Origin of the sequence: Halomonas organivorans, assembly GCF_014192055.1 — a bacterium.
Taxonomy (GTDB): Bacteria; Pseudomonadota; Gammaproteobacteria; order Pseudomonadales; family Halomonadaceae; genus Halomonas; species Halomonas organivorans.
In genome coordinates this window covers 42,262-67,969 of sequence record NZ_JACHXM010000001.1, presented here as the reverse complement: position 1 = coordinate 67,969, position 25,708 = coordinate 42,262, and the positions used below count along the sequence as shown (strand labels likewise).

General features: G+C 68.0%; 24 protein-coding genes. 7 read left to right on the top strand and 17 right to left on the bottom strand.

Features of this window, described 5'->3' with window-relative positions:
- Positions 1-15: 15 nt before the first annotated feature.
- The 4 genes from FHR96_RS00315 to FHR96_RS00300 form a co-directional block, all read right to left on the bottom strand.
- Positions 16-786 (bottom strand): ABC transporter ATP-binding protein, encoded by a 771-nt coding sequence (locus tag FHR96_RS00315; RefSeq protein WP_183385654.1) that lies wholly within the window; start codon positions 784-786, stop codon positions 16-18.
- A gap of 270 nt (positions 787-1,056) precedes the next feature.
- Positions 1,057-2,052 (bottom strand): succinylglutamate desuccinylase, encoded by a 996-nt coding sequence (locus FHR96_RS00310; protein ID WP_183385653.1) that lies wholly within the window; start codon positions 2,050-2,052, stop codon positions 1,057-1,059.
- Between the two features lie 246 nt (positions 2,053-2,298).
- Positions 2,299-3,318, bottom strand: coding sequence for an SMP-30/gluconolactonase/LRE family protein (locus FHR96_RS00305; RefSeq protein WP_183385652.1), 1,020 nt, complete (start codon positions 3,316-3,318; stop codon positions 2,299-2,301).
- A 123-nt stretch (positions 3,319-3,441) separates the two neighbouring features.
- Positions 3,442-4,023 (bottom strand): lipocalin family protein, encoded by a 582-nt coding sequence (locus FHR96_RS00300; protein ID WP_183385651.1) that lies wholly within the window; start codon positions 4,021-4,023, stop codon positions 3,442-3,444.
- A 103-nt stretch (positions 4,024-4,126) separates the two neighbouring features.
- Here FHR96_RS00300 and FHR96_RS00295 point away from each other — a divergent pair, with 103 nt between their 5' ends.
- Both FHR96_RS00295 and wrbA read left to right on the top strand, forming a co-directional pair.
- Positions 4,127-4,993 (top strand): class I SAM-dependent methyltransferase, encoded by an 867-nt coding sequence (locus FHR96_RS00295; RefSeq protein ID WP_183385650.1) that lies wholly within the window; start codon positions 4,127-4,129, stop codon positions 4,991-4,993.
- 102 nt (positions 4,994-5,095) lie between these two features.
- A complete protein-coding gene (gene wrbA, locus FHR96_RS00290) occupies positions 5,096-5,692 on the top strand; it encodes an NAD(P)H:quinone oxidoreductase (protein WP_183385649.1) in 597 nt (198 codons plus the stop codon).
- Positions 5,693-5,759: 67 nt separating this feature from the next.
- On the opposite strand, the gene FHR96_RS00285 is transcribed toward wrbA, so the two are convergent.
- Positions 5,760-6,839 carry a tartrate dehydrogenase gene (locus tag FHR96_RS00285; RefSeq protein ID WP_183385648.1) on the bottom strand — a complete coding sequence of 360 codons (1,080 nt, stop codon included), beginning with the start codon at positions 6,837-6,839 and terminating at the stop codon, positions 5,760-5,762.
- 105 nt (positions 6,840-6,944) lie between these two features.
- On the opposite strand from FHR96_RS00285, the gene FHR96_RS00280 reads away from it, so the two are divergent.
- Complete coding sequence (locus tag FHR96_RS00280) at positions 6,945-7,895, top strand: LysR substrate-binding domain-containing protein (RefSeq protein ID WP_183385647.1); 951 nt, start codon at positions 6,945-6,947, stop codon at positions 7,893-7,895.
- Entirely contained in the window at positions 7,892-9,217 is a 1,326-nt protein-coding gene (locus FHR96_RS00275; protein WP_183385646.1) for a glycosyltransferase, read from the top strand. Before FHR96_RS00280 ends, FHR96_RS00275 begins: the two co-directional genes overlap by 4 nt.
- Positions 9,218-9,259: 42 nt before the next feature.
- Here the strand turns inward: FHR96_RS00275 and FHR96_RS00270 are convergent, their stop codons facing one another.
- The 5 genes from FHR96_RS00270 to FHR96_RS00250 form a co-directional block, all read right to left on the bottom strand.
- A complete protein-coding gene (locus FHR96_RS00270; protein WP_183385645.1) occupies positions 9,260-9,937 on the bottom strand; it encodes a TVP38/TMEM64 family protein in 678 nt (225 codons plus the stop codon).
- Positions 9,938-10,130: 193 nt separating this feature from the next.
- On the bottom strand, positions 10,131-11,681 hold the full coding sequence (locus tag FHR96_RS00265; protein WP_183385644.1) for an ArnT family glycosyltransferase: 1,551 nt from the start codon (positions 11,679-11,681) through the stop codon (positions 10,131-10,133).
- Positions 11,682-11,706: 25 nt separating this feature from the next.
- Positions 11,707-13,425 (bottom strand): ArnT family glycosyltransferase, encoded by a 1,719-nt coding sequence (locus FHR96_RS00260; RefSeq protein ID WP_183385643.1) that lies wholly within the window; start codon positions 13,423-13,425, stop codon positions 11,707-11,709.
- 52 nt (positions 13,426-13,477) lie between these two features.
- Entirely contained in the window at positions 13,478-13,759 is a 282-nt protein-coding gene (locus FHR96_RS00255) for a lipid-A-disaccharide synthase N-terminal domain-containing protein (protein WP_183385642.1), read from the bottom strand.
- Entirely contained in the window at positions 13,756-14,523 is a 768-nt protein-coding gene (locus FHR96_RS00250; protein ID WP_183385641.1) for a glycosyltransferase, read from the bottom strand. The genes FHR96_RS00255 and FHR96_RS00250 overlap by 4 nt, the downstream gene beginning before the upstream one ends.
- Before the next feature lie 265 nt (positions 14,524-14,788).
- Here FHR96_RS00250 and FHR96_RS00245 point away from each other — a divergent pair, with 265 nt between their 5' ends.
- Positions 14,789-15,451, top strand: a complete 663-nt coding sequence (locus FHR96_RS00245) for a response regulator (RefSeq protein ID WP_183385640.1) — start codon at positions 14,789-14,791, stop codon at positions 15,449-15,451.
- Positions 15,448-16,911, top strand: a complete 1,464-nt coding sequence (locus FHR96_RS00240; protein WP_183385639.1) for an ATP-binding protein — start codon at positions 15,448-15,450, stop codon at positions 16,909-16,911. Before FHR96_RS00245 ends, FHR96_RS00240 begins: the two co-directional genes overlap by 4 nt.
- Here the strand turns inward: FHR96_RS00240 and FHR96_RS00235 are convergent.
- The 6 genes from FHR96_RS00235 to betC all read right to left on the bottom strand — a co-directional run bounded on the left by FHR96_RS00235 (position 16,863) and on the right by betC (position 24,307).
- Positions 16,863-17,669: a zinc-dependent peptidase gene (locus FHR96_RS00235; protein ID WP_183385638.1), complete on the bottom strand. Its 807-nt coding sequence runs from the start codon at positions 17,667-17,669 to the stop codon at positions 16,863-16,865. The two genes, FHR96_RS00240 and FHR96_RS00235, sit on opposite strands and share 49 nt — an antisense overlap.
- A 4-nt stretch (positions 17,670-17,673) precedes the next feature.
- Positions 17,674-19,248, bottom strand: a complete 1,575-nt coding sequence (locus tag FHR96_RS00230) for a bifunctional GNAT family N-acetyltransferase/carbon-nitrogen hydrolase family protein (RefSeq protein ID WP_183385637.1) — start codon at positions 19,246-19,248, stop codon at positions 17,674-17,676.
- A gap of 84 nt (positions 19,249-19,332) precedes the next feature.
- Complete coding sequence (locus FHR96_RS00225) at positions 19,333-20,247, bottom strand: DMT family transporter (protein ID WP_183385636.1); 915 nt, start codon at positions 20,245-20,247, stop codon at positions 19,333-19,335.
- A 133-nt stretch (positions 20,248-20,380) separates the two neighbouring features.
- Positions 20,381-20,647, bottom strand: coding sequence for a DksA/TraR family C4-type zinc finger protein (locus FHR96_RS00220; RefSeq protein ID WP_183385635.1), 267 nt, complete (start codon positions 20,645-20,647; stop codon positions 20,381-20,383).
- Positions 20,648-20,824: 177 nt separating this feature from the next.
- Positions 20,825-22,474, bottom strand: coding sequence for a BCCT family transporter (locus tag FHR96_RS00215; RefSeq protein ID WP_183385634.1), 1,650 nt, complete (start codon positions 22,472-22,474; stop codon positions 20,825-20,827).
- 300 nt (positions 22,475-22,774) lie between these two features.
- The gene (gene betC, locus FHR96_RS00210; RefSeq protein ID WP_183385633.1) at positions 22,775-24,307 is read right to left on the bottom strand and encodes a choline-sulfatase; all 1,533 of its coding nucleotides are present in this window, start codon (positions 24,305-24,307) and stop codon (positions 22,775-22,777) included.
- Between the two features lie 133 nt (positions 24,308-24,440).
- Between betC and FHR96_RS00205 the strand changes: the two genes are divergently transcribed.
- On the top strand, positions 24,441-25,313 hold the full coding sequence (locus tag FHR96_RS00205; RefSeq protein WP_343066300.1) for a LysR substrate-binding domain-containing protein: 873 nt from the start codon (positions 24,441-24,443) through the stop codon (positions 25,311-25,313).
- Between the two features lie 73 nt (positions 25,314-25,386).
- Here the strand turns inward: FHR96_RS00205 and FHR96_RS00200 are convergent, their stop codons facing one another.
- Complete coding sequence (locus FHR96_RS00200; RefSeq protein ID WP_183385631.1) at positions 25,387-25,695, bottom strand: hypothetical protein; 309 nt, start codon at positions 25,693-25,695, stop codon at positions 25,387-25,389.
- Positions 25,696-25,708: the final 13 nt, after the last annotated feature.

Genomic DNA, 25,708 nt, shown 5'->3' with positions numbered 1-25,708 from the left:
CCTCGTGCGGGCGCCTCAGTGCTTGGGAGCCAGGAACTGCTTGAGTCGCTCGGAACGCGGGTTACCCAGCACCTGCTCGGGCGGCCCGGCTTCCTCGACCTGTCCCTGGTGCAGGTAGATGACCTGGGTGGAAACGTCGCGGGCGAAGGCCATCTCGTGGGTGACCACGATCATGGTACGCCCCTCCTCGGCCAGGTCGCGCATCACCTTGAGCACGTCGCCGACCAGCTCCGGGTCGAGTGCCGAGGTGGGCTCGTCGAACAGCATCACCTCCGGGTCCATGGCCAGCGCCCGGGCGATGGCGCCGCGCTGCTGCTGGCCGCCGGACAGCTGGGCGGGGTAGTAGTCGGCGCGCTCGCCCAGGCCGACCCGTTCGAGCAGCTGGCGGGCATGGGCGGTGGCTTCCTGCTTCGACTTGCCGAGCACGTGGACCGGCGCCTCGATGACGTTTTCCAGCAGCGTCATGTGGGCCCACAGGTTGAAGCTCTGGAAGACCATGGACAGCTTGGCGCGCATGGCCACGACCTGCTTCCAGTCGGCCGGCTCGCGGCCGTGCTTGGTCTCCTTGAAGCGAATCGGCTCGCCGTGGACGATCAGCTCGCCCTCGTTGGGCTGTTCCAGCAGGTTCATGCAGCGCAGGAAGGTGCTCTTCCCGGAGCCGGAGGCGCCGATCAGGGTGATGACGTCACCCTTGTGGGCCTGCAGGGAGAGTCCCTTGAGGACTTCGGTGTCGCCGAAGCGTTTCTTGATGTTGCGCACTTCCAGCGGGATCGGGGTGTCGGCCATGGAAAAGGCTCCAGTTCGCAGGGTTCACCCGGGCTGCGTCCGACACGGCGCGCGAGTGGCGCGGCGTGTCGGGCGAAGCCCCGAAGACCGATGGTGACGGTCCGGCGTGAAAAAGGGGGCGATTCTACCAGCCTCGACGAGCTTCGGCAGGTCGCCTTGTCCAGACGGTCATTCGACCTTGGTCTAAGTGGTGTGAAAAGAGTGTCATGAATGCTTTCCGGGGTGTTGGGATTGTTGTTGTTGAGCCTATCGACCGGGCCTGCGTGATGATCAGGTGCCGTCGTCCGGCGGTGTCGCGGCGCTGACCAGCAGGGCCGCGCGGGCGCCTATCTCCACCGCGGCATTGGGGAAGACCACCCGCAGGGGGCGCTCGCCGACCGTGATGGGGCCGTCGATGGCGTCCTCGGCCAGGCGGGTGCCGGGGGCGAACTCGGTGAAGTTGGGCGTGTCGTCGGGGAAGCACAGCCTGAAGTCCTCGGCGTGGCGCCTGAGCTCGTGTTCGACGCGGAAGAAGGCCAAGGTCTCGGCGGATCGGCTGGCCGGCGGGCGGTCCTCGACCAGTGCCTCGAGCAGCCGGGCCATGGGCGCCAGAGGCGCGAGATCGTTATCGCCGAAGGGCAGGGCGCGGCCCAGCTCCAGGGTGAAGGCCGCGGCGTCGTGATAGTGCTTCGAATAGTGGGAGAAGGTCCAGCTGTGGGCATGTTGGTGCAGGACCGCCTGGATGTCGGCGCCGGCCAGCCAGCGCCATTGCGTCGCCGGGGTGACCGTTTCGGCGTAGGGATCGACCGCGAAGCGTGGGTACTGGCTGTCGCGGATCGCGGTGTGCAGGTCATAGTGCAGCCGGGGGCGATCCGCATGGTGCGCGTAGAAGGCATCCACCGCGGACATCAGCGCTCGCGCACGATCCGGCTCCATGCCAGCGGCGTCGAGGCCGCGACGAAACAGCCGGTTGAGATTGGTGTCGACGTAGCGGGTACCGGCGCGGATGGCCTCGAGGTTACCGAGGATCACCAGCGTCGGGGTGGCCAGCCGCAGCAGGCCGGCCTCCAGGCGAGCCAGGAGTTCCCCGAGCAGCTCGATGGGGGCGGTCTCGTTGCCGTGGATCCCTGCCGAAAGAATCAGCGCCGGTGCCGTCGCCGACGATGCCGCGGGCGTGAGTTCCAGCAGGCCGGCACCCTCGATGCGGTAGCGTCCTCCGGCCAGAGCGCCTTCCTTCGCGTCGGGAGACCGGCCGTCGAGACTGGCTTCCAGCCATTCACTGAGCATGGCGCTCACCTCGGCAACGGCGATGGCGGGTCGGGGGCAGCATGGGGATCCTCGTGTTGTGGCTTTTTTCAGGATGCGGCCTACCTTCGGCCCTGCCCGAGGCCGGCTCAAGGGATCCTGTCGATTTAATGAAAATGGCCGGTGCGTGTGTGAAAAGCCGGAAGGATACGCCGGCGCCCGGCCATGGGGGCCGGGCGTCGCGGGGTGGCGCGTCGCCATCGCGCGCCGGGGCGGGGCGTTCTGCGATCAGGCGCCGCGGGCCCCGGTGTAAAGGGTGTAGATGGAGCGGCTGGCGGTCATCAGCAGCCGATTGCGGTCCTCGCCGGTGAAGCACACGTTGGCGCACACCTCGGGTAGCAGGATGCGGCCGAGGCGCTCGCCCTCGGCGGTGAAGATGCTGACGCCATCCTTGCCCTCTCCGCCCGAGGTGCCCACCCAGAGGTTGCCGTCCTCGTCCACGGCCATGCCGTCGTAGCCTTCGCCCTGGCCTTCCACCAGGCGAGTACCCTCCGAGACCTGCTTGCCGTCCCCCGAGAGCGTGAAGCGGAAGATGGCGGGGGGCTGATCGGGATAGTGGGACGGTGCGGTGTCGGTCACGTAGAGCGTGCGCCGGTCGGGGCTCAGGGCGATGCCGTTCGGCTTGTAGGGCGCGGTGGTCAAGCGCAGCGGCTCGTCGAGGGTGTCGTCGACGTAATAGACCGCCGGCTCGATTTCCAGCTCGCGCCGATGGCCCTCGTAATCCACGTGGGCGCCGTAGCCGGGGTCGGTGAAGATGATACCGCCGCCGGGCAGGGTGACCAGGTCGTTGGGCGCGTTGAGGCGCTTGCCCTGCCAGCCGTCGGCCAGCACGCTCACGCTGCCGTCCCACTCGTAGCGCACCACCCGGGCGGGTGAGTGCTCGCAGGCGACCAGCCGTCCGCGGTCGTCGAAGGCGTTGCCATTGGAGTGGCCGACCTCGTGACGCAGCACGCTGACCGTGTTGCTGGCCTCGTCCCAGCGCATCTGGCGGGCGCGGGGAATGTCGCTGAACACCGCGTAGCGACCCACGGCGTTCCAGGCCGGCCCCTCGAGCCAGAGTCCGCCGCTCCAGATCCGCTGCAGCGGCGAGTTGAACAGCATGTAGCGCTCGAAGCGCTCGTCGAGCACTTGCCAGCAGTCGTTGGGATAACGCGCGGGCGCCTCGGCGCGAGCGAACAGTGAGGGCGAGCTCGCCGCGGCGGTCAGGGCGGCGGTCCCGGCCAGGAATTGACGGCGTCCTATCGTCATATGTCACCTCATGTGAATGCACGTTTGTTGTTCGGGAGTGCGTGCATGAGGATGACGTGAACAATGCGTATGTGTAACTACGACATACGTATGTTGTACATTCTTTCATGTCTCTGGGGTTGCTCAACGCTCGCTCGGCGCGTCGAGTGGCCCCGCCGAGCCGTTGCGACGCCAGGGCGTGCAGGCTTCGCCCTGCGCCACCTCGATCAGCTCGTCGACCGGGAAGTCCAGCGCCGCGGCGCGGTCGACCAGCGCGCGGTAGGTGTCCGGAGCGAGTTCGGGGTGGCGCGAGAGGATCCACAGATAGTCGCGGTCCGGGCCTGACACTAGCGCCCACTCATAGTCGTCGGCCAGTACCAGCACGTTGTAGCCGGCATAGAAGGGACCGAAGAAGCTGACCTTGAGGCGACCGAGGCGCGGATCGTCGAGTGGATAGGCCCGACCCTCGGCGACGTCGACCTCGCCGGCGTCGAGGTCGACGCCGCGATTGATCACTCGAATGCCGCCGTCGTCGCGTCGGGCATAGTCGGCAGTCACGCAGTCCAAGCCCTCCTCGAAGGAATGATCGAGACGCGCGATCTCGTACCAGCGGCCCAGGTAGCGCTCGGCATCGAAGCCATCGACGGCTCGGGTGCCCTCGGGAATGCCGGTACAGGCGGACAGGCCCAGGGCGAGCAGGGCCAGGGAAAGCAGGGTGCGTGGCATCGTGACCTCCGTGTCGGGGCGACCATGGCAGGATAGGGGGGCGGCCGGAAAGTCGCTAGGCTGGAACGCCTGGATATTCAAGGAGAGCCCCGCGAGGGATAGCATGCCGCAGCTCGATGCCCACTACGATGCCCTCGCCCGGCAGGACGGCGAGCCGCTGACCGCCCGGCTTCGGGCGGCGTTCCGGGCCGCTGGCCGGGACCCGGAGCGGCTTTCTCCGGACGAGGTTGCCGGCATCGACCAGCTGCACCTGGGCGGGCGCCGGGCCAGTCGCGACCTGGCACGGCGCGGTGCCGTCGCCGCCGGACAGCGAGTGCTGGACGTCGGCTGCGGCACCGGCGGTGCCAGCCGGCTGCTGGCCCACGAGTTTGGCGCCGAGGCGCTGGGCGTGGACATCACCGCGGCCTTCGTCGCGGTGGCCGAGTGGTTGAGCCAGGCCACCGGTCTGGCGGATCGGGCCCGCTTCCTGTGTGCGGATGCCGCTCGGCTGCCGCTGCCGGCGGCGAGCGTGGATGTGGTCTGGTGCCAGCATGCCCTGATGAACATGCCCGATCCGGCGACGGTGCTTGCCGAGTGGCGTCGCCTGCTGGTGCCCGGGGGCCGCGTGCTGCTCCATGAGGTGGTCGCCGGGGACAACCCGGCGCCGCTCTCGCGGCCGGTGCCCTGGGCCCGGGAGGTCGCGCATAGCCACCTGATCCATCGGGAGACCCTGGAGGCCGGGCTTGCCGAGGCAGGATTCGTCGCCCGCGAGGTGGACGACGTCAGCGCTGCGGCGCTGGCCTGGCGGCGTCGGCAGGTGGAGGGAAAGGTGGAAGGAAAGGGGAAGGGCAAGGAGCGCTCGGCGTCGGCAGCCTTGCCAGGGCCGGCGCTGATCTTCGGCGACGATTTCGCGGCCATGGGACGCAATCTGCTCGATAACCTGTCGGACGATCGGATGCGGATCATCGCCGGCGCCTGGGCACGTGCCTGACCGTTCGATGGGGTCGCATGCCGGCGTCGAAAGGCTTCGCCTTTGCCCGGGGCGACGGCGGCTAGACTGAATCTCGTCATCCATCGACAGGAGGCGGGATTCATGACCAAGGTACTGGTGCTCTATCACTCCATGTACGGCCATATCGACACCCTGGCCCGAGCCGTTGCCGAAGGCGCCGGCCGGGTGGCCGGCGTCGAGGTCGACGTCAAGCGCGTGCCCGAGACCATGGACGCGGCGGCCTTCACCAAGGCGGGCGGTCAGACCTTCGATACCCCGGAGGCGAGCCCTCAGGAGCTGGCCGACTACGACGCGGTGATCTTCGGCACGCCGACCCGCTTCGGCAACATGTCGGGCCAGATGCGCACCTTCCTCGACCAGACCGGTGGCCTGTGGGCCAAGGGCGCGCTGCGCGGCAAGGTGGCCAGCGTCTTCACCTCCACCGGTACCGGCGGCGGCAACGAGTCGACCATCCTCACCGCCTGGACGACCCTGGCCCACCACGGCATGGTCATCGTGCCAATCGGCTACGGCCTCGAGGCCCAGTTCGACATCTCCGAGGTCAAGGGCGGTTCGCCCTACGGTGCCGCGACCATCGCCGGCGGCGACGGCTCGCGCCAGCCCAGCGATACGGAGCTCGAGCTGGCGCGCTTCCAGGGCGAGCACGTGGCCGGCATCGCGGCGAAGCTGGCCGGCTAGCCGGCAGCCGCGTCATGCGCGTTGATGCCCCGCCTGGCGCGGGACATCGTCGTTCGTGCCTTCTGTTTCAGGTCCGGGAGGCGATGCGTTCGGCGATGGCGCGGCCCAGGCGCTCGGTGGTGCCGCGGCCCTTGAGATCCGGCGTGAGCGTCTCGGCATCGCCTTCGGCGAGCACCGATTCGATGGCGGCCAGGATTGCCGCGCCCGCTTCGGGGTGCCCCAGGTGCTCGAGCATCATGGCACCGGACCAGATCTGGCCGATGGGATTGGCGATGCCGCGCCCGGCGATGTCCGGGGCGCTGCCGTGAACCGGCTCGAACAGGCTCGGGAAAGTGCCCTCGGGGTTGATGTTGGCCGAGGGCGCCACGCCGATGGTGCCGGTGCAGGCCGGGCCCAGGTCTGAGAGGATGTCGCCGAACAGGTTGCTGGCCACCACCACGTCGAACCAGTCCGGGTGGAGCACGAAGTTGGCGGTCAGGATATCGATATGGAACTTGTCGACCTCGACCTGCGGGTAGCGCTCGCTCATGGCCGCCACGCGCTTGTCCCACCAGGGCATGGTGATGGCGATGCCGTTGGACTTGGTCGCCGAGGTCAGCTTCTGCCGAGGGCGGCTCTGGGCCAGGTCGAAGGCGTACTTCAGCACCCGGTCGACCCCGGTGCGGGTCATCACCGTCTCCTGGATCACCACCTCGCGCTCGGTGCCCTCGAACATGGTGCCGCCGACGCTGGAGTACTCGCCCTCGGTGTTCTCGCGCACCACGTAGAAATCGATGTCGCCCGGCTTGCGGCCGGCCAGCGGACTCTCGATGCCGGGCAACAGCCGGCAGGGTCGCAGGTTGACGTACTGGTCGAACTCGCGGCGGAACTTGAGCAGCGAGCCCCACAGCGAGATATGGTCCGGGACCTTCTCCGGCCAGCCGATGGCGCCGTAGTAGAGGGCGTCGAAGGCAACCAGGGTCTGGTGCCAGTCGTCGGGCAGCATCTGGCCATGCTCGAGGTAGTAGTCGCAGCTGGCGAAGTCGAAGTGCTCGAAGGCCAGGTCGAGGCCGAAGCGGTGGGCGGCGGCCTCGAGGACGCGCAGGCCCTCGGGCATGACTTCGATGCCGATGCCGTCACCGGCGAGCACGGCGATGCGCTGGGTCATGGGGAATCCTCTTGGTACGGAATGTGGCATCCAGTCTACGCCTGCACATCGACGAGATAATCGGGGTAATATTCAAGGAATTGTTGAATACGAGTGGAGAGTGCGGTGACGCCCCTCGACGATCTGGCCTTCTTCCAGCGCCTGGCCCAGGCCGGCAGCCTGACCGCTACCGCCCGGGAGCTCGGGCTGTCGCTGTCGGCAGTGAGCAAGCGCCTGCAGCGCCTCGAGGCGCGCCTCGGCGTCTCGCTGGCGGCGCGCACCACCCGGCGGCTGACGCTGACCGCCGAGGGCGAGCGCTATCTGGCCCGCGGCGGGGCTATCCTCGATGACCTGACGGAGCTGGAGGAGAGCCTGGGCGACCATCGCGCCGAGCTCTCCGGGCCGCTGCGCATCAACGCCACTTTCGGCTTCGGGCGTCGGCACGTGGCGCCGTTGCTGTCGGCCTTCCGCACCCGGCATCCGCGCCTCGAGGCGAGCCTGGAACTGACCAACTTCCCGCTTGGCCTGGCCGACCAGGGCATCGATATCGGCATCCGGGTCGGCGAGCCGCCGGACTCGCGGCTGGTGGCCCGTCGCTTCCTGGTCAACCGGCGCATCCTCTGCGCGGCCCCGCACTATGTAGCCGACATGCCGCCGCTGGAGGAGCCGGCCGATCTGGCTCGTCATCCCTGCCTGGTGCTGCGCGAGATCGCCAGCGACTATGCGGTGTGGCGCTTTCGGCGACGCGATGCGCCGAGCGAGGAGCGCGCGGTCAAGGTCACCGGCCCCATGGCCAGCAACGACGGCGAGGTGATCCGGCGCCTGGCCCGCGACGGCCACGGCATCGCCCTGCGTTCCTGGTGGGACGTCCATGAGGATCTGGGGACGGGGCGGTTGGTCGAGCTGCTGCCGGAATGGCAGGGCGTGCGTGCCGACTTCCATGCCGTGTATGATCGGCGCCGCCATGTCCCGCTGCGGATTCGTGCCTTCATCGCCTATCTTGAGCAGGAGATGCCGGGGCGCGTGCCGACGTTGGACGTGCCCCCGCAAGCCAGGCAAGGAGAGTCGCGCCCGTGAATGTGCTGATGTTCACCAACACCTATCTGCCCATCGTCGGCGGCGTCAGCGAGTCGGTTCAGCGGCTCAAGCGACAGCTCCAGGCCGCCGGCCACAACGTACTCGTTGTGGCGCCGCGCCTCGAGGGCCAGCCGGACTTCGAGGCCGACGTTGTGCGTGTGGCCGCGGTGCAGCACTTCAACGGCAGCGACTTCTCGCTGCCGGTGCCGATTCCCGGCCAGCTCTATGATGCCATCGAGGCCTTCGAGCCGGACCTGGTGCATGCCCATCACCCCTTCCTGCTCGGCGATACCGCGGCTCGGGCCGCCGAGACCTACGGCCTGCCGCTGGTGTTCACCCATCACACCCTCTACGAGCACTACACCCACTACGTGCCCGGGGACTCGCCGCGCATGCAGCGCTTCGCCGTGGCGCTGGCCACCCAGTACACCTGGCTGTGCGATGCCGTCATCGCACCCAGCGAGAGCATTCGCGACCTGCTGCTGGCGCGCGACGGCAATCCCGAGATTCGCGTGGTGCCGAGCGGCGTCGACACGGCGCGCTTCGCCGAAGGCGACGGCGTGGCGTGCCGGCGACGCCTGGGCGTCCCGGATGACGCCTACGTGATCGGCCATGTGGGCAGGCTCGCCCGCGAGAAGAACCTGGTGTTTCTGGCCGAGGGCGTGTGCCGGGCGCTTGCCGAGCGGCCTGAAGCGCATTTCCTGGTGGTCGGCGACGGCGACGCCGCCGAGGGCATGGCGGCGATCTCACGGGAATGGGAGGTGGCCGAACGGATCCACTTCACCGGTCGTCTGCAGGGGCAGGCGCTGATCGAGGCCTACCATGCCATGGACGTTTTCGCCTTCGCCTCCCACAGCGAGACCCAGGGCATGGTCGTGGCCGAGGCCATGGCCGCCGGCCTGCCGGTAGTGGCGGTACGCGCCCCTGGCGTCGTGGAGGTGGTAGCGGACGGCGAGAACGGCCGGTTGCTGGCCGATGACGACGCCGAGGCGATGGCGTCGGCATTGGCCGAGCTTGCCGACCCGGAATGCCGCAAGCCGCTGCATCACGGCGCCCTGGCCACCGCCGCGGACTACGACGAGCGGCTCTGCGCCGAGCGCTGCCTGGCCGTCTACCGGCGGGTGATCGCCCGCGGTGGCCCTTTCACCCATGCCGACGATGGCGGCTGGGATCGGGTACGCGGACGGCTGGGGGCGGAGTGGCAGATGCTGCGCTATCGGGGGCGGATCCTGCGCCATCTGGTCCAGGAGGAGTGGGAGCAGGAGCGGCCCTCCTGGTGGCCCGGCGGACGCTCCGACGAGCCAGAATTACCTTCCAAGTAAGCGGCTCTCCGAGCAAGCCGCCCCCCGAAACGGGCGTCGTTCTCAGCGCCTCTGGCGGCGCTCGGCCCAGCGCTTCAGCCCGTAGAGCAGCCCTGCGCCCAGCACCAGGCCTCCCAGCGCGACGATCACCTCCTTACGGCTCTCGGCGGCGGCCAGCTGTCCGAGCTGGCTGCCGAGCAGGGTCACGCCGGCGAGGCCGGGGATGATGCCCAGCGTCGAGCCGATCATGTAGTCGCGAAAGCGCAGGTGAAAGGCCCCGGCCATCATGTTGGTCAGGGTGAAGGGCGCCAGCGGCAGCAGGTTGACCAGCGTCATGGTGCGGATGCCGCGGCCAGAGAGGTAGCGGGACAGGCCCTTGAGCCGCTTGCCGCCATAGCGCAGCAGGGCGTCGCGACCCAGCTGACGGCCTACCCACCAGGTCAGCACCGAGGCGGCCAGGGTGCCGGCCAGCGCATAGCCGAAGCCCCACCAGGGACCGAACAGCAGCCCGGTCAGCGCCACCAGCAGGCTCAGCGGGAACATCACCAGCGAGGCCCCGGCGTAGACCGCCATCACCACCAGCACCGCCCAGGGCGCGTCGCGCCAGGCCACCGAGCCGTGGGCCAGGGTCATCAGGCTGTCGACGGTGAGCAGGTCCTGCATGGCCAGCCACTGCCACAGCAGGCCCAGGGCGACGAGGACGGTGAGGGTCAGGGCGAGCAAGCCGAGCGATCGGGACATGGGACGTGGGGTTCCTGTTCAGCGTCAGGCCACAGCATACGGCAGTGGGGGCGCGGGCCAAAGGGCGCTTGCCGTCAGGGGCCGGGGCATTGGTTGGCCCTCACTCCCGCGACGACTTCGTTGGACGACCTCGTTGGACGAGATAGTTGAACGACATAGTTGGAGGGCTTTGCTGGACGTCATGTGGGGATGCCTAGTTCGCCGTAAAGGCGCTCCAGCGACTGGCAGGCACCAGGAAGTAGGTGCGTCCCCGGTAGGGCTGGTGGAAGTCCGCCAGCCGCTCGAGGGCTGCCGAGGTGCTACGGCGTGAGGCAATCAGGTAGCCCTCGGGATGGCTGGTGGCCCAGGCGGCCAGCGCCTGATCGTCCTCGAATACGCTCAGATCGGTGGTCAGGCGCCCCAGGAAGCGGAACTGGTCCTGATAGTCGCCGGCATAGGCCAGCGGCACGGCGACACGCTCCAGGGCGGCCAGACGTTCGGCCATGGGAGTGAGGTCGTAGTGGCGCTGCAGGGTCGGCGACAGCAGCAACAGCAGGGCCAGCAGGGCCGCCGGCCAGGCCGTGACCATCCCCAAGCGATGAGGACGCCACAGCAAGCCGGCCGCCAGGCCCAGCGGCAGCAGGGCGCCGAGGCGCGTCCAGCCGGACAGCGACTCGGCGGGCAGGTAACGGCCGGCGAGTTCGGGCAGCGCCAGCATCAACCCTGCGACGCCGACCAGCAGCGTTATCAGGCCCCATGGGCGCCCGGGTGTTCGGGTGACCAGCCGCTCGGCGAGCCAGATGGCCAGGAACGGCAGTGTCGGCATCAGGTAGTGGATCTGCTTGCCGCTGATCAGGCTCAGCAGCACCAGTGGCGGCAGCACGCCCCAGGCGGCGAAGCGCTGCAGGGGCGTGGACAGCCAGGGATGCTGCCGGCGCCATAGCGTCGACCAGGGCAGGGTCGCGACGAACAGCACCGGCAGGTACCAGTACCAGGGGCGGGCGTGATCGAAGGCATCGGCGACGCGTCCGGCGGACTGGTTCCAGAGGATGGCCTCGGCGTAGTCCGCTCCCCCGAGCAGGACGGCCGGTAGTGCCCAGGCCAGGCCGATCAGGCCACCCAGCAGGCTCGCCGCCAGTACGCCTCGGTAGGCCGCCGCCATCGTCGGGCAGCCCGACGGCCGCCAGTCACGCAGGCCGAGCGCCAGCGGTAGCCAATAGAGATATACCGCCGGCCCCTTGGCCAGCACGCCGAGTCCCAGCCCCAGCCCGGCCAGAAGCAGCGCCCGCCGTCGCCCACCGTCGAGATAGCGCACCAGGCCATCGACCGCCAGCAGCAGGCAGGTGGCAAGCAGGATGTCGAACATGCTCAGCGGCAGGTAGAGCCACCACAGGGTGGTGCCGAACAGCACCAGCGGCGCCCAGCGGGTCGTGGCCCGGGCCTCCGGGGCCAGCCGACGCACGATATCGGCCAGCAGCCAGAAGGCGCCGAGTCCCACGGCAGGAATCACCATTCGTGAGACCAGCTCCGAGGTGCCGAACAGGGCCCAGCCCAGCCGGAGCAGCCAGAACAGCAGCGGCGGCTTGTGCGAATAGGGCGCTCCGTTGAGCAACGGCACCAGCACGGCGTGGTGCTGCCACATCTCCCAGGCCACCGACAGGTAGCGGGTCTCGTCGATGGGCATCACCGGCAGGCTGCCGACCCGGATCAGCAGGGTGGCGGCCCCCAGCAGGGTGGCCAGGGCCGCGCCGCCGAACGTCGTCATGGCGAGTCGCATCGCGGCGTGCTCGCTAGTCGTGAGGCTCGGCGGCCAGGGTGGTCGGTGCCACATAGAGCGGCGCGGCCTCGGCATCGCCCCGGCAGGCGGTGAAGGCGGTGCCGGGAATCAGCCACCACCGCTCGCTGTTCTGCATGCCCAGGTCGCGGGCGCGGCCTAGATCGGCGCAGGCGATCGCCTCGTCGCGGTGCTGGGGCACCAGCATCCAGCGGTCGTCGGGCGCAGCCTGCAGCCAGGCGAAGGCACGCTGGAACTGCTCGTCGTCCGGGGTGTGATAGCCGAAGTGGACCATCGGCTGGCGCGCCTGGAGCAGGAACTCCTCGTCGAAGTCGGGCATCGCCAGCCAGGCATCCGAACCGGTCTGGTCGACGATCTCGGCCATCAGGTCGCGGGGCGAACGGGCGTGATCCATCAGCGCATAGCCCCAGGTCGACCAGCTCAGCCAGAACACTGCCAGCCAGGTCGAGAGCATTACCAGGCCACGGCGCGGACGCCCCCAGGCCAGCAGCGCCAGGGCGGCGAGCCCCAGCAGGCTCCACCAGGCCCAGGGGACGACGCCATGCTCCTCCGCGAGGTCGGCAAGCGCCGGCAGCCCCACTGCACCGAGTACCCCGGCGGCGAGGAAGACGACGCCGAACAGGGCCAGCACGCCGCCGCCCAGCCACTGCAGGCGCGGTCGGCACAGCAGGCCGGCCAGCATCGGGGCGGCGGCCAGTACCAGCAGCGGCAGGGTCGGCAGCAGGTAGACGCCGCGTTTGCCCGGCGACAGCGAGAAGAAGGCGATGATCATCACCAGGCCGCCAAGGGGCAGCAGGACGCGGGCGTCGAGGCGCTTGCCGCGTCGCCACCAGGCGGGCACCAGCCAGGGCAGCGCCAGCACCAGCGGCAGCCAGGCCCAGGGAATCACTTCCGCGAGGTAGTAGTACCAGGGCTTGATATGGTGCCAGGAGTCGGCGTAACGCTCACCGGTCTGCTTGAACAGGATGTTGTCGCGATAGGCCGTCAGCAACGGGTTGTCGCTGAGGCTGGTAATGATGGCCATCGGCCCGACCCACAGCAGCACCACGCCGAGCAGCACGGCGAGCCCCAGGCCGAGGTCTCGCCAGGTGGGGCGCACCGCCTGACCGCGCCAGGCCAGCAGCCCCCAGATCGGCAGCATCAGCAGCGGCAGGAAGCCCACGCCCTTGGTCAGCACGCCGAGCCCCATGCCCGCGCAGCCGATCAGCCACCAGCGGCGATCGGGGCCGAGCAGGGCGTGACGCATCAGGCCGTAGGCGCCGAGGGTGATCCAGCAGGTGACCAGCATGTCGATCTGGGCGGTGCGAGCCTGCAGCCCGAACTGGAAGCAGGAGAGCAGGGCGAGGCCGGCCAGCCAGGCCACGCGCCGACCGTAGAAGCGCGCCGAGAGGTCCATGACCATGGCCAGGGTGCCCAGGGCGCCGAGCAGCGACGGCAGCAGGAAGCCGAGGCGCACCGAGCCGGTCAGCTGGATGCCGGCGGCCATGGCCCACATGAAGATCGGCGGCTTGTCGGGATAGGGCTCCCCGCCGCGGTGGGGGATCCAGAACTGCCCGGTCTTGAGCATTTCCAGGGCATTGAGGGCGAAGCGTGGCTCGTCGGCAGGCCAGGGGTCGCGCAGGCCTAGGCCCACGCCGAGGAAGATGGCCGCCAGTCCCAGCAGCCACCACCAGGACAGGGACGGAACACGGCGAAGGTAGCGGGGGCGCGTCATGGTCGAACTCGCAGGAGGAAATCGAGGGTGAATACGCAGGGCGAACCGAGGACTACTGGCGGGCCCGGCTCAGGCGTGTCTCGCGGCGGATCAGCATCAGGTTGCGGCCGTAGATGAGCAGCCCCGCGCCCTGGCCGGCGATGAACACCGGATCGCGCCGATAGAGCGCGTAGGCCAGCAGGGTGACGCCGCCGGCCAGGCTGAAGAACCAGAAGGCCTTGGGCACGATGCTGCGACGGGCGCGTTCGCTGGCCAGCCACTGGACCAGGAAACGCGCCGAGAACAGCGCCTGGCCGAGGAAGCCCACGGCCAGCCAGAACCACTCGGTGTTCATCCTTCGCTCCTCTGCGTCGACGTGATCGCCTCGGCCTTGAGGGAGGTCTCGCAGGTCTCCACTTCGGCGGGCAGGCGAGAGCGATAGCGCAGCCACATCACCCCCAGCATGTCGAGCAGGCCTGCCCACAGGCGGTTGTTCAGCCCATAGTGGGAGCGTCCGGCGCCTCGCGGGCGGTGATTGACCGGCAGCGAAACGCAGCGCCCGCCCTGGGAGAGGATCAGCGCCGGCAGGAAGCGGTGCATGTGATCGAAGTAGGGCAGGCGCAGGAACGACCGGCGGTGGATGACCTTGAGGCCGCAGCCGGTGTCAGGCGTATTGTCCTTGAGCAGGGCGGAGCGCACCCGGTTGGCCACGCGCGATGACAGGCGCTTGAGCCAGTCGTCGCGGCGGGTGGTGCGATGGCCGGCGACGAGGCTTACGTCGCCCTGACGGGCACGCTCGATCAGCTGCGGCAGGTCGGCGGGGTCGTTCTGGCCGTCACCGTCCAGGGTGGCCAGCCACTCCCCGCGCGCCAGGTGGGCGGCCTGCCATACTGAGGTGCTCTGCCCGGCGCTCTTGGCATGGCGAAGCGGACGCAGTCGAGCATCCTCGGCGGCGCGGGCCTCGAGCAGGCGCCAGCTATCGTCTCGTGAGGCGTCGTCCACCACCAGTACCTCGTGCTCGATGGCCGACAGGGCGGCGGCAATCTCGTCGAGCAGGGTGGGCAGATTGCCCGATTCGTCCCGGGCGGGAATGATCACGGAAACAAGGGGAACACTCACGGTGGATCGCTCTTCACTGTTGTTGGTGGCCGGGGGCCGAAGCCTAGTGGAGTTACCTTAACGCAGGCTTAAGCTAGCTTCATTCCCGGGCCGCTGAAAACGGCTGGCGCCATGATGTCGTGCGTCGCTTGATCCGCGTCAATCGCCCGCCGTCTGTGGAGTGGCCGAAGCGTCCGGGCCACGTTAGCCTTGCCAGAGCGGCGTTAAGCCGGGCTTAAGAATCCGTCCGGACAATGCCCCCACAAGTCGCGAAAGGGAGAGGCGCATGCGCGTGCTGCTGGTGGAGGACGATCCGTTGCTGGGGGATGGTATCAGAACCGCCCTGCTGCGCGAGGGCTATGCCGTCGACTGGCTGGAGAACGGTCGTGAGGCGGTGGCGGCGGCCCGCTACGACGATTTCTCGGTGATGGTCCTCGACCTGGGGCTGCCGGACATGGATGGCATGAAGGTACTGGAGTCGGTGCGGGGACATGGCGCCCTGCCGGTGCTGATCCTGACCGCCCGAGACGACATCGAATCGCGGATCGCCGGGCTCGACGGCGGCGCGGACGACTACGTGCTCAAGCCCTTCGACCTGCATGAGCTGTTGGCCCGCCTGCGGGTGGTGACGCGCCGCGCCGAGGGACGGGCCTCGCAGTATCTCGACGTGGGCAGCCTGCGCATCGATGAGGCCCGTCATCGAGTGATCTGGCAGGGCGAGGAAGTGGCGCTGACGCGTCGCGAATATGCCCTGCTGCTGGAGCTGGCGCGCCACGCCGACCGGGTGATGACCCGGCCACGCCTGGAAAGCCTGTTGTATGGCTGGGAGGACGAGGTGGCGTCCAACGCCGTGGAGGTGCATATCCATCACCTGCGCAAGAAGTTTCACAAGGGGCTGATCACCACCATCCGTGGCATCGGCTATCGATTGAACGCCGGCGACGCATGAGATCGATTCGTCGCTATCTGAGCCGCACCCTGGCGCTGGTGCTGGCGGGGGTGACCCTGCTGGTGGTGACGGCCGCCTATCTGATCACCGCCCATGAGACCGAGGAGATCCTCGACGCCCAGCTCAGCCTGCAGGGTCGGGTGGTGGCCAGCCTGATCGGGCCCGGAGCCACCGAGGACACCTATCGTCGGGTCGCCGAGCGGCTCAGCCATCCGGGGCATCTGGCGCGCTTCTATCAGGACGGTGTACCGACGATGGACGAGATCGGTGACAGGGCGGCGCTCTATCACCATGAGGAGCGCGAACTGTCGCTGGGCTTCTGGAATCGCGACGGCAGCCCGCTGCTGATGGGGGCGGAGTGGAACGGCTCGGGCGCTTTCCCCGCGCCTCGCGAGGACGGCTATACCTGGGTTGAGTACGACGGAGAACGCTGGCGAGTGTTCTCGATGTTCGATGAGGCCAGCGGGACCTGGATCCGCTCCGGGGTGAGCATCGCGTTCATGCAGGAGCTGGAGCGCAAGGTCGCGCTCGGCAACCTGGTGCCGATGCTGCTGGCCCTGCCGCTGCTGCTCGTGGCCATGGGCTGGATCGTGCGGCGTGGGCTGACGCCGATCGGTTCCCTGTCGCGCGAGGTCGCCGGCCGCGACGATCGCGACCTGAGTTTCCTCGCTGTCGATGTGCCGCGTGAGCTCTCGGGGCTGCGCCAGGCGATCAACGACTTCATTTCACGGCTGCGCGAGACGCTCGAACGCGAGCGGCGTTTCACCGCCGATGCCGCCCACGAGCTGCGCACGCCGCTGGCGGGACTCAAGATCCATCTCGACAATGCCCGGGCGGGCGAACGGGACTCGCTGGACAAGGCCTATCGCGGCGTGGAGCGGCTGCAGCGGGTGGTCGAGCAGCTGCTGGTACTGGCCCGGCTGGACCGCCGGGAGGCGCGCGAGGCCCGGGACATCGATCTCTATCCGCTGGTGCTCGAACTGGTCGCCGAGCTGTGGCCATGGGCCCAGGCTCGGCACCAGGAGATGTCCCTGCGCGGCGTCGAGGCGCTGTGGGTGCGTGCCGATCCCGTCGAGGCGGGCATCCTGATTCGTAACCTGCTGGACAATGCCCTGCGCTACACCCCGGAGCACGGCGAGGTGACGATCGAACTCTCGGAGACCGCCGGCGGGGCCGTGCTGGCGGTGCGCGACAGCGGCCCGGGCATTGCCGAGGAAGCGCTCGGCACCATCACCGAGCGTTTCCGCCGCGCCGCCGACCAGCGCATCACCGGCAGCGGCCTGGGGCTGTCGATCGTCCAGCAACTGGCCGAGCGCCAGCAGGCCAGGCTGACGCTACGCAACTGCCATCCCCACGGTCTCGAGGCCGCGCTGTGCTGGCCGGCGCGCTCGCCGGCCAGCGAGCCATCGGCTCAGGTGGCGGACCCGGCGCGCCAGGCCAGCGGGTCCTGGCGGAAGTAGCGGGTGAGCAGCGTGTAGAGCGCCGGGTAGGCGTCGTGCAGCGCCTCGGGGGCAGTGAAGAAATACTCGCAGCTCACCGCGAAGCACTCGCCGGGCTGGCTGGCGGCATAGTCGTCGATGGGCGTGGCCTCGCCACGGGCGAGATGCGCCTGGAGGTCGTCCCACACGGCGGTGAATACCCGATGCCAGTCGCGCGGGTCCATGTCGCCGGGCAGCGGCGGGAAGCCGTCGGCGTCGAGGGAGTTGGCCATGTCGAGCTTGTGGGCCAGCTCGTGGATGACCACGTTGAAGCCGTCGAGATGGCCGCTGGCCATCAGGTCGGGGTAGGCCACCACCACGGGGCCCTGGTGGGAGGTCTCGCCGGCGCGCTCGTCGTCATACTCGTGCATCACCCCGAACTCGTCGAGTTCCTCGACCCGACGATGAAAGGCGTCGGGGACGATCAGGATCTCATGGAGCCCGGCAAAGGCCTCGTGGTGGGTGTGGTCATCCCAGCCCAGGGTCAGCAGGCAGCCCTGGGCGGCGATGGCCAGCCGTGCCGGGACGTCGAAGTCGATCGCCGCGTCGAGCTCGGGATGGCGGCTCAGCCGCTTGGCATGCGCGAAGCGCCAGGCGCGATGGCCCAGGCGCTCGGCGGCGTCCTCGGGCAAGGCGGCGAGCAGCGGCAGTCGCGCCCGGGCCTCGGCCCACTCCGCTGCGGGGAAGGGGTGGCGCGCCTCGAAGCGTGCCGCCCGCCAGCGCTTCAGCCGTTCCAGCACGGCCTCAGCTCTCCTCCACGTCCCGCCCCCCGGACTTCCACGACCAGTCGCGCAGGCGCAGGTCGAACAGGTCCTGGCGGCGATCCTTGAGGTTGGTCACCGAGCCTTCGTTGCGCACCACCTTGAGGCGATTCAGGTCGAGGTCCGAGAACATGATCATCTCGGTGTTGGGCGTGGTCTCGGCCAGCACGGCGTCGTGGGGGAATGAGAAGTCCGAGGGCGAGAATACCGAGGACTGGGCGTACTGGATGTCGAGGTTCTCGATCGACGGCACGTTGCCGACGCTGCCGCACAGCACCACGTAGCATTCGTTTTCGATGGCGCGGGCCTGGGCGCAGTGGCGCACCCGCAGGTAGCCGTTCTTGGTGTCGGTCCAGAACGGCACGAACAGGATGTCCATGTCCTGCTCGGCGAGCAGTCGCGACAGCTCGGGGAATTCCACGTCATAGCAGATCTGGATGCCGATGCGGCCGGCGTCGGTCTCGAATACCTGCAGCTCGTCGCCGCCCTCGATCACCCAGTCGCGACGCTCCTGCGGGGTGATGTGCAGCTTGGCCTGGCGCTCGATGGAGCCGTCGCGGTGGCACAGGTAGGCGACGTTGTAGAGCCGGTCTTCCGCGCCGACCTCGATCATCGAGCCGGCCACGATGTTGATGTTGTAGGCCACCGCCATGCGCGACAGTTCGGTCTTGAAGCGCTCGGTGAAGCCGGCCAGGAAGCGGATGGCCGCCAACTGGTCCTGCTGGGCAGCGCGATCCTGCAGGCCCATCAGCGGGGCGTTGAACAGCTCCGGGAAGACCGCGAAGTCGCTCTGGTAATCGGCCAGGGCGTCGACGAAGTACTCGACCTGCTGCAGTACCGCCTCCACCGATGCGAACTCGCGCATCTGCCACTGCACGGCGCCGACCCGCACCTGGGTGCGGCGAGTCTCCAGCACCCGTTCGGCGGGCTCGAAGAGGATGTTGTTCCACTCCAGCAGTGTCGCGTAACCCTGGGACTTCTCGTCCTCGGGCAGGTACTTGCGCAGCAGCCGCTTGACCTGGAAGTCGTTGGCCAGCTGGAACGACAGGATCGGGTCGTGGACCTCCTTGCGCGCCACCTTGTCGATGTACTCCGCCGGGGAGAGCTCGTCGGCGTAATGGTGATACTGGGGGATGCGCCCGCCGGCCAGGATGGCGCGCATGTTCAGCGAGCGGCACAGCTCCTTGCGGGCTTCGTAGAGCCGCCGGCCCAGGCGGTAGCCGCGGTAATCCGGGTGGATCAGCACGTCGAGGCCGTACATGGCATCGCCGTCGGCGTCGTTGAGGATGATCTCGCGCTGGCCGATCAGGTCGTCGTACTGGTGGGGGTTGGAGAACTCGTCGTAGTCGACCTGCACGGTCAGCGCCACGCCGACCAGGCGGCCGTCGTCCTCGATGACGATCTGGCCGTCCGGGAATTCCTGGATCAGCTTGTCGATGGTGTGCTCTGGCCAGGCGCCGCCGATGTCGTGGTAGACGGCGTCCATCAGCGCCTTGAGCTGCGGGTAGTCGTCCTGCGTCAGGTTGCGCAGGTTGAGGTGCAGGTCATCGAGGGACATGGCCGCGGGCTCTCCGGTCGGGTAACGAAAATCGCAGTCTATCAGGGTGTCGGCCCCATCGGGGAAGGCCCGCAGCGGGACGCGTCAGCGAGCGCGGTCGGCGACGCCTCGGCGAGGCGTGCGGGTCAGCGGCCGGGTCAGCGTCTGGGCCATGATCACGCCGGCCAGCACCAGGATACCGCCGACGACATGGTAGGCGGCGAGACGTTCGCCAAGCGCGAACATGGCGATCACGGCGCTGAACAGCGGCATCAGGTTGATGAAGATGCTGGCCTGGCTGGCGCCGATGCGGCGGATGGCCAGCATCCACAGGAAGGTGGTGACGATGGACGCGGGGATACCGGCGTAGAGGATCAGGCCCAGGTTGCCGGCGTTCACCGGGGTCATCGGCCCCAGCAGGTAGGGCGGCAGCAGGATCAGCACGGCACAGATCACCTGTCCGTAGAGCAGTACCCAGGGCGGCAGCGCCAGGGGCCAGCGCTTGAGCATCACGCCATAGAGGGCATAGCAGGTAGCGGCCACCACCATCAAGGCGTCGCCTACGGCCACCTCCAGGTCGAGCAGCGACAGCGGGTTGCCGTGGCCCAGCAGGATCGACACGCCGGCGAGTGCCAGCAGGCCGCCGATGACGCCGCCCAGGCTGGGCGGCTCGCGCAGGATGAGCGCGCTGAGCAGCACGGTCAGCAGCGGCACCATGGCGGCCAGGATGCCCATGTTGGTGGCCGAGGTGGTCTCGGCGGCCACGTAGGCGAGCCCCTGCCAGAGCCCCATGCCCAGCAGGCCGAGCACCGCCAGCTTCGGCCAGTGGCGGCGCAGTTCGGCGCGATGCCGCCAGGCGGCGGGCGCGACGAAAGGGGTGAGCACGGCGAGCGCCAGCAGCCAGCGCAGGAAGGCGATGCTGCTCGGGGCGATGGCGCCTACGGTGAGCTGGTTGATGGTCATGTTGCCCGACCAGATCAGCACGGCGCCGAGAGGCGGCAGAAAATGAAGTAATGGCATGACGTCCCTGGCATGACGAAATGGGCCCCGTCCCCGGGGCCCGAAAATGGTGTGTCGATGATAGGGGGGAATCGATGAGAGCGCTAATGGCATCGGCCGCTACCTGGGCCGAACGGTGCGGCCACGGCCGGCCTCAGCGCAGCTGGCTGTCCTTGCTGCCACGCCGATTGACGCCGCCTGCCGGACCCTGGCGCCGGTCGCGTTCGGCCTGGCAGGCCAGGCACAGCCGTACGCCGGGAACGGCCCGGCGACGTGCCTCGGGAATCGGCTCGTCGCACTCGTGGCAGTGGTGGGCGCTCTCGCCGCGAGGTAGCGAGCGTCTGGCGCGCTCGAGTTCGTCGCGTACGCTGTCGTCGATCTGCTGCTGCACATCGCCGTCCTTCGACCAGCCGCCTGCCATGGTGTCGTCTCCTCTGGCTCGCGCCGAGCCTTCTGCCTGCTGCCCCGGGGCGTCATGGCCCTCCAGGCCCCAGACTAGCGTGCCCCGCGGGGCGGCGCGATGCTCGGTGCGACATCCGGGCGTCCCCCGGACATTGCCGACCGGCAATGTCCGGGGGACGCCGCCCGGTCAAGGGCGTCAGGCGACCTGGCGACGCAGCTGGCGCAGTTCGCCGTTCAGCGCCTTGATGATGGTGTAGCACATCAAGAGCATGACGATCGAGAACGGGATCGCCGTTGCCGTCACCCCGGCCTGGAGCGCCGACAGCCCGCCGCCGAGCAGCAGTACGATGGCGATCAAGCCTTCCACGGCGGCCCAGAACATGCGCTGGGGGCGCGGGGCATCCACCTTGCCGCCGGCGGTGATGGTATCGATCACCAGCGAGCCGGAGTCCGAGGAGGTGACGAAGAAAATCAGCGCCAGGATGATGCCGAGGGTCGACATCAGGCCCGAGAATGGCAGCTCGTTGAGCATGCCGAACAGCGACAGCTCGGGGCTGTAGTTGTCGATCACGTAGTCCTTGACCAGGCTGCCGGCGGGATCGGCATAGAGCTGGTCGAGGGCAGTGCCGCCGAACACGCCCATCCAGATGAAGATGAACAGGCTGGGAATCAGCAGCACGCAGATCACGAACTCCCGCACCGTGCGTCCCCGCGAGACCCGGGCGATGAACATGCCGACGAACGGCGCCCAGCTGACCCACCAGGCCCAGTAGAAGATGGTCCAGGCCTGGCGATAGGCATCGTCGTCACGGCCGAAGGGCGCCGATAGCGGCAGGAAGTCCTTCACGTAGGTTTCCAGGCCGGTCCAGAAGCCGCTCAGGGCCACCAGGGTCGGGCCGGCGAACAGCACGAAGAAGAAGAACAGCACGGCCATGATCATGTTGATCTCGGAGAGCTTCTTCACGCCGCCCTCGAGCCCGCGCCAGACCGAGACCATGGCCACCGCGGTCACCATCACGATGACGATGACTTGAAAGGTGGTGCTGATATCCAGGCCGAACACGAAGTTCATGCCCGCGTTGGCCTGCTGTGCCCCGAGGCCGAGCGACGTGGCCAGGCCGAACAGGGTGGAGAACACCGCCAGGATATCGATCGCATGGCCCCACCAGCCCCAGACGCGGTCGCCGAGGATCGGGAAGAAGGCCGAGCGAATGGAGAAGGGCAGGCCCTTGTTGTAGGTGAAGATGGACAGGGCCAGTGCCATGACCACATAGACGGCCCATCCGTGGATGCCCCAGTGCAGATAGGTGCCGGCGATGCCCATGGCGCTGGCCTCGGCGATGGCATCCGGATTCAGCTCTCCATTGGCCCCGAAGGGCGAGGTGATGCCCAGGGGCAGGGAAACGTTGGCGTGGTAGACCGGCTCCAGCACGCCGAAGAACAGCAGGCCGATGCCGATCCCGGCGGCGAACAGCATCGCGAACCACGACAGGTAGCCGTGCTCGGGCCGGGCATCCGGTCCGCCCAGCCGGACTTTCCCGTAGGGCAGGAAGACCAGCGCCACGCAGAACAGGATGAAGAAATCCACCACGATCATGAAGTACCAGTCCAGCGTCCCCGTCGAGAAGGCGACGATGGATTGGAAGACGCTGCTGGCCTGGTCCGGGAACAGCAGGGTGAGCACGATGAAGATCACCGAGGCGAGCGCCGAGACGACGAACACCCGGTTGTGGATATCGAAGGCGAAGGGGCCCAGTCGCCCCTCGATATTGTCCTGGCCGACGGTGTAGTCGGTCTGCATGTCACTGGCCACCGCGGAGGGGGCCGGATCGCTTGGAACGCTCATGGGCGTCTTCTCCTTGTGTCATGAACAGGGGAGCGAAGGAACGCTGACAGGCCGGCCCTGATGCGCGGGATCCAGGCGGGCGACACCAGAGGGCTCGTGGCCGGTGCGTTCGAGAACAGGCCGAGGAATATCGCGTCATCCGCTCGGCTGTCGTTTGTCGTTGTGTCTCGGGGGATGGCCTCTTGAAGGATAGTGGCAGGACCGTGGGCATCGCCGCGATGCTCTCCACGGTCGCTGCCGGGTGTGGGCGGGCCTCTCCTGGGCCCGCGTGGTCAGCCAGCAAGATGGGAGCCGCTGCGTTCAGGCTCCCTCGCCGCCCGCTCTCGGGAAGCGCGCACGTGCCTCGAGATCGTCCAGGTCGATGGTGTTGCGCATGTACTGGACGCTGGCATCGAAGAACGGCTGGTGATCCCAGGAGGTGACCTTGCCCTTCATGTTGGCGCGGGATACCAGCTTGCGGCGGCGCTGGCTGTCGAGCACCTGCTGGTGCAGTTTTTCGGTATCCCAGCGACGGGCGATCTCGTCGCGGAAACGCTGGCGTAGTTCCTGGTGATCGGCGTCCTCGGCCAGGTTGGTCAGCTCCAGCGGATCGGCTTCGAGGTCGAACAACTGGTCGGGGTCCGGCGTGGAGTAGACGAACTTGTAGCGGCCGCGGCGGATCATCAGCAGCGGGGCGATGGCACCCTCGCCGCAGTATTCGCCGATCACCTCGTCGTGGCCACCTTCGCCGGTCAGGTGAGGCACCAGGCTGCGTCCATCGACGGGCACCGCGTACTGCGGGGCCTGGCCGCGGTTGCCCCACTCGGCGAAGGTCGGCAGCAGGTCCATGGTGGAGACCGACTGCTTGACCCGGCCGGCGGCATAGCGGCCCGGCGCATGCACGATCATCGGCACCCGGGCGGATCCCTCGAACCAGCTCATCTTGTACCACAGGCCCCGCTCGCCCAGCATGTCGCCGTGGTCGCCGGAGAACACGATGATGGTGTCCTCGGCCAGGCCGCTTTCCTCCAGGGCCTTGAGCACCTTGCCGAGCTGGTCGTCGACGTAGCTGATCGCCCCATAGTAGGCGCGGCGCGCGTTGCGGATCTGCGCGTCGTCGACGGTGTCCTCTTCGCACTGGTAGACCTGGCGCAGGCGCTTGGAGTGCGGATCCATCAGTTCCCGGGAGTAGGGCACCCGCGGCATGTCGATCTCGTCGTGATCGTAGCGGTCCCAGTACTCCTGTGGAATGGTGTAGGGATCGTGGGGGTGGGTCAGCGAGACCGTCAGGCAGAAGGGGCGATCCCGGTCGCTGCGGGCATAGTCGTAGATGAATCGTTGGGCGCGGAAGGTGACTTCATCGTCGAAATCGAGCTGGTTGGAGCGCACGCAGGGCCCGGCCTGGGTCACCGAGGACATGTTGTGGTAGTAGCTCGGGCGCTCCTCGAAGTTCTCCCAGTCGACGAACCAGCCGAAGTCGGCCGGATAGATGTCGGAGGTCAGGCGCTCCTCGAAGCCGTGCAGCTGGTCCGGGCCGCAGAAGTGCATCTTGCCGGACAGCGCCGTCAGGTAGCCGGCGTCGCGCAGATAGTGGGCGTAGGTCGGCGTGTCCGCGGAGAGTTCCGCGGCGTTGTCGAAGCCGCCGATCCGCGAGGGCAGCTGGCCGGCCATCAGGGTGAAGCGCGACGGCGCACACAGCGGGCTGTTGCAGTAGGCCGAGTCGAAGACTACGCCTTCCTCGGCCAGGCGCGAGAGGTGGGGTGTCTTGACGACCCGGTGGCCATAGAACGGCAGCGAGGGGGCGGCCATCTGGTCCGCCATCAGAAACAGGATATTCGGCTGCTGGTGGGACATCGGGAGACTCCCTGGCGTTGTCGGAGTGAGTGGTGACGTGGCTCCCAGTCTCTATGCTAATCTCATGCCCTGTAAACTCGCTGTTTTTTTATGATTGGGATTAGTACAGCTAATGTCTTTGATGGAAAGAAGGGTGTCGCCCAACGGCCTGAGGGTGTTCGAGGCGGCGGCTCGCCACCTGAGCTTCACCGCCGCCGCCCAGGAGCTGCGTTCGACCCAGTCCGCGGTCAGCCAGCAGGTTCGCGCTCTCGAGGAGGCGCTTGACCTCAAGCTGTTCGATCGGGTGCATCGCGGCGTGCGCCTGAGCGAGCCGGGCCAGGCCCTGTTCGAGGCCGTGCAGGAGGGGTTCGCGACCATCGAGCGCACCATCGATCGGCTGCAGCAGCGTCATCGCAATCCGCGGCTCAACATCCTCACCGACTTCTCGCTGGCCTCCTACTGGCTGCTGCCTCGGTTGCCGGTGTTTCGTCGGCTTCACCCGCATATCGATGTGCGCATCATGACCAACCAGGGCGTCTTCGACTGGCAGGGGCAGGAGGTCGACATCGCCATCGTGTTCGGCGACCGCCGGGGACTGGAAGGGGCGCCGCGCCTGCTGGACGAGGAAGTCTTCCCAGTGTGCAGTGCGGGATTTCTGGAACAGCACGGGCCGATCGATGACCTGGACAGGCTCGGTGAGGTGCCGCTGCTGACGCTGACCGCCGATCAGGGGCAGCGCTGGCTGGACTGGCCCGGCTACTTCGAACGCCTGGGCGGCAGGGCGCATTCGGCGCCCTCCGAGCTGATCTTCAATAATTATCCACTACTTGTACAAGCTTCAATTGCCGGTCAGGGCGTGGCCCTTGGCTGGCGAGGTCTGGTGGATGACCTGATCGAGCGCGGCATGCTGGTGGGGCTGGAAAATCTCTCGCTGGGCACGGCCAGCGGATATGGGGTGATCGATGTGCATCCGGAGGAGCGTCGCGCCGCCAAGCGGGCATTCGTCGACTGGATGCTGTCGAGCTAGCGGATTTGCTCACGCCAGTCCCCGGTTCAAATCGAAGGCTGGCGTGAGCCATGGAATGGCAAGTGTCTTGAACTCAGTCCTCGGGGTCGTTGGCGGAGTCCACGCCTTCCTTGGGAGCCATATCATCGTCGAGACTGCCCTCGGCGTGGGAGGCATCTGCATCCGACGGGGCGTTGGCAGTGTCCGTACCGCCTTCCTCGACGATGGGCTCGTCGCTCATGGCGCCCTCGTCGTGTTTCACGGTGGATTCTTCCACCATGTTGGCGCTGTCTGCGCCGCTGTTCGGCGCCATTTCTTCCCCTTCATGGTGATCCGCCAGGGCGGTGCCGGTCAGCATCATCAGGGCGCTCAGGGTAATGGCAGCAGTCGCAATACGTTTCATGGTGCACCTCTCG